The organism is Tahibacter sp. (assembly GCF_035481375.1).
Taxonomy (GTDB): domain Bacteria; phylum Pseudomonadota; class Gammaproteobacteria; order Xanthomonadales; family Rhodanobacteraceae; genus Tahibacter.
On record NZ_DATIGT010000259.1, the window covers coordinates 1 to 3,607 of the forward strand.

General features: G+C 71.9%; 2 protein-coding genes. Both read left to right on the top strand.

Features of this window, described 5'->3' with window-relative positions:
- Positions 1–2,214 (top strand): DUF7507 domain-containing protein (locus VLF18_RS16855; protein WP_325280791.1); only part of this gene is annotated, 2,214 nt, incomplete at its 5' end.
- A gap of 304 nt (positions 2,215–2,518) precedes the next feature.
- Positions 2,519–3,607, top strand: a 1,089-nt coding sequence (locus VLF18_RS16860; protein WP_325280792.1) for a response regulator, incomplete at its 3' end; no start/stop codon positions are given.

Genomic DNA, 3,607 nt, shown 5'->3' on the forward strand with positions numbered 1-3,607 from the left:
GCCGTGACCTATGCGATAGCCGCCAGCGTCGATCCCGATCCGCCGGCCGTCGTCGTCAACAGCGCGACGGCGAGTCCGCCCGGTGGCGTCTGCTCGCCGGCCAACACGCCGCCGCCGTGTTCCAGTTCGGCGAGCGTGCCGCCGGTGCCGCAGGTCGAAATCACGAAGACCGCCAACACCACGACGATCACGCCGGGCGGCTCCGTCGCCTACACCGTGACCGTGCGCAACACGGGTTCCGTCGCCGCGACGGGCACGACGCTCGCCGATCCGATTCCGGCCGGCCTCACCGCGTTCGCCTGGACCTGCGCGTCCTCGGCCGGTGCGCTCTGCCCGAACGCGAGCGGCAGTGGCGCGCTCAACGAAACGATCGCGACTTTCCCGCCCGGCGGCTGGGTCGTCTACACGATCACCGCGACGATCGCGGCTGCACCGCCCGCGAGCGTGACGAACACCGCGTCGGCGACACCGTCCGGCGGCGGCGTCTGCACACCGGCGAACACGGCCGCGCCGTGCGTGGCGGCGGTTGCGGTGTCGCCGGTACCCGTCATCGAACTGGACAAGCGCACGACGGCGGCGACGCTCGATCCGGGCGGCACGGTCACCTACACCGTCACCGCGCGCAACGTCAGCAATCAGGCTGCCGGCGGCACGACCGTCGCCGATCCGATACCGGCCGGACTGACCACACCCTTCACGTGGACCTGCGTGGCCACGGCCGGCGCGCTCTGTCCGAACGCCGCCGGCAGCGGCGCGATCAACGAAACGCTCGCGACCTTTCCCGCCGGCGGCAACGTGATGTACACGATCACTGCGACCGTCGACGCGAATCCGCCGGCCTCCGTGTCGAACACCGCGACGTCGACGACATCCGGCGGACTCTGCGTGCCGGACAACGCACCGTCGCCGTGCTCCAGCACCGCGACGACGCCGACGTCCCCGCGCGTGAGCATCGCGAAAACCGCGTCCGCGACGTCGCTGACGCCGGGCGGCACGGTGACCTACACGATCGTCGTCGACAACGCCGGTTCCGTTGCAGCGCCGAACACGCACGTAAGCGATCCGGTACCGCCGGGCATCACTGCGTTCGCCTGGACCTGCGCAGGCACGGGTGGCGCGATCTGTCCGAACGCGAGCGGTGCCGGTGCGATCGACGAAACGATCGCGACCTTGCCCGCAAACGCGCGCGTCACCTACACCGTCACCGCGACCGTCAGCGCGACGCCGCCCGCACAGATCACGAACACCGCGACCGCAGCGCCGCCGGACGGCGTCTGCGCGCCGGGCAACACACCGCCGCCGTGCAGCGCGTCGGCGAGCGTGCCGCCCGGTCCGCAGGTCCGCATCACGAAGACCGCGGACACGACCGTGCTGACGCCCGGCGGCACGGTGACCTACACGATCGTCGTCGACAACGTCGGTTCCGTTGCCGCGCCGAACACGCACGTAACCGATCCGGTGCCCGCAGGCATCACCGCGTTCGCGTGGACCTGCGCAGGCACCGGCGGCGCGATCTGTCCGAATGCCAGCGGTGCCGGCGCGATCGACGAAACGATCGCGACACTGCCGACGAACGCGAGCGTGACCTACACCGTCACCGCAGCCGTCAGCGCGACGCCACCGGCGCAGATCACGAACACTGCGACCGCAACGCCACCGGACGGCGTCTGCGCGCCGGCCAACACACCGCCGCCGTGCAGCAGCGCGGTCGGCGTGCCGCCGCTGCCGGAACTCGCCGTGACGAAGACGCTCGCGCCGGGTCCGCTGGTCTCCGGCGGAACGGCGACGTACACGATCGCCGTGCGCAACACGAGTGCGGTTGCCGCAACCGATCTGCGCATCAGCGATCCGCTGCCCGCCGGCATCGTCGCATTCGACTGGATCTGCACCGGCGCCGCGTGTCCGAACACGAGCGGCAACCGTGCGATCGACGAGACCGTCGATTCGCTGCCGGCCGGCGACGCGCTGACGTATACGGTGAGCGCGACGCTCGCCGCAGCGGCGCCGGCACAGGTGACGAACACCGTGTCGGTGTCATTGCCCGGCGGCGGCGTCTGCGCGCCGTCGACGACGGCAGCACCGTGCCAGTCGTCGGCAACCGGCAGCGTGCGTCCCGCGGCACCGGCGCCCGCATCGAGTCCGCCGGCGCTGCTGTTGCTCGCGCTCGGAGTACTGATGCTCGGTGTCGGTGGTGTGCGTCGGCGAATCGTCTGACGCATCGGCGCGCAAGACAACGGCAGCCGTCGGACGCCATGCGCGGCGTCCGACGGCCGCGATCGACAACACCGGATCGCCGCGTTCGCGCGCACGTGTGACCGTATTCGGCATCGCGCGACCGCGCTCGCGCCCGCGCGTCAGACGCGCCCTGACATGCGCATTCGTATGCAAAATTTGTCGACGAAGGCATTGTCCGGCTGCCGAGGTTGAGGTGGAATCGACCCCGCACGCCGCCGGAATTCGACACATTCCGGCCGCGCGCGCCGCCATTCGGCGGATCGACGCGAGGGGGAACGCAACCGTGACGCGAGGCAGCGACACCATCGTTTCCGACGGAGGCCGTCAGCCGGCATCCGCACGGCGCGGCGCGCAAATCGACAGCGGGCCGGCGCCGCTCAATCGCGCCGCGCGCAGCGCCATCGCCGCTGTCGCCTTCGCACTCTGCGTGCTCTGCGCCGGCACGGCTCGCGCGGAAACCGATCTGCGGCGCGGCACGCGGGACACCGTCGCGTCGACGGGCACGCGCGACCTCCCGGCGCTGCGCGACGTCGCTCTGCAGCGCGAAGAGCGCGAGGCCGCGCTGCTTTCCGCGGGGCTGCGCATACCGACTTCGGCCGGCGAATCTGCCGGCATTGCCGCAGGGCAGCTCGGCGCCGTGCTGCTCGGCCTCGCCGTCGCGTTCGTCGCCTATTGGCGCCAGCGCTCGACGCGGCTGCAGCTTCACCGGCTGCAGAACGCCGTCGCGCAGCGCACCGCGGCATTGAACGAACAACGGCTGCAGACAGAGTCCGCGCTGCGCGATCTGCAGCAGCACCGCGCCGAGGCCGCGCGCCGCGACGCGACTGCCGTGCCGCGCGACGCCGATGTGCCGGACGCGCGGCACGACACGTATCGCATCGCCTCCGCCGCGCCTGCGGACGACGCGGCGGCGATGCTGCGCATACTCGTCGTCGACGACGATGCGGTTCTGCGCGATCGCCTGCGCGAACTGTTCGCGACGCACTTCGACGTGTCCGATGCCGCCGACGGCGAGGCCGCGCTGCGGTGCGCGCGCCGCGTGCGGCCCGACCTTGTCGTCAGCGACCTGCTGATGCCCAGGCTCGACGGGCTGGAGCTGCTCCGTGCGCTGCGCGCCGACGCGTGTCTGCACGACGTGCCGCTGATCCTGCTGAGCGAACGCGCCGACAGCGCCGACGAGATCCGCGCCCTCGATGCCGGCGCCGATCGCTTCCTGCTCAAGCCGCTCGATCCCGGCGTGCTGCTCGCGCACGTGCGTACCGCATTGCGCACCGTGCCGCCCCGGCGTCGCGCCGCCATTGCGGCGCCACCGTCCGCGACGTCATCGGCTGCGCCGCCGCCGGTTGCGACGTCACCGGCCGCAACGAACGCG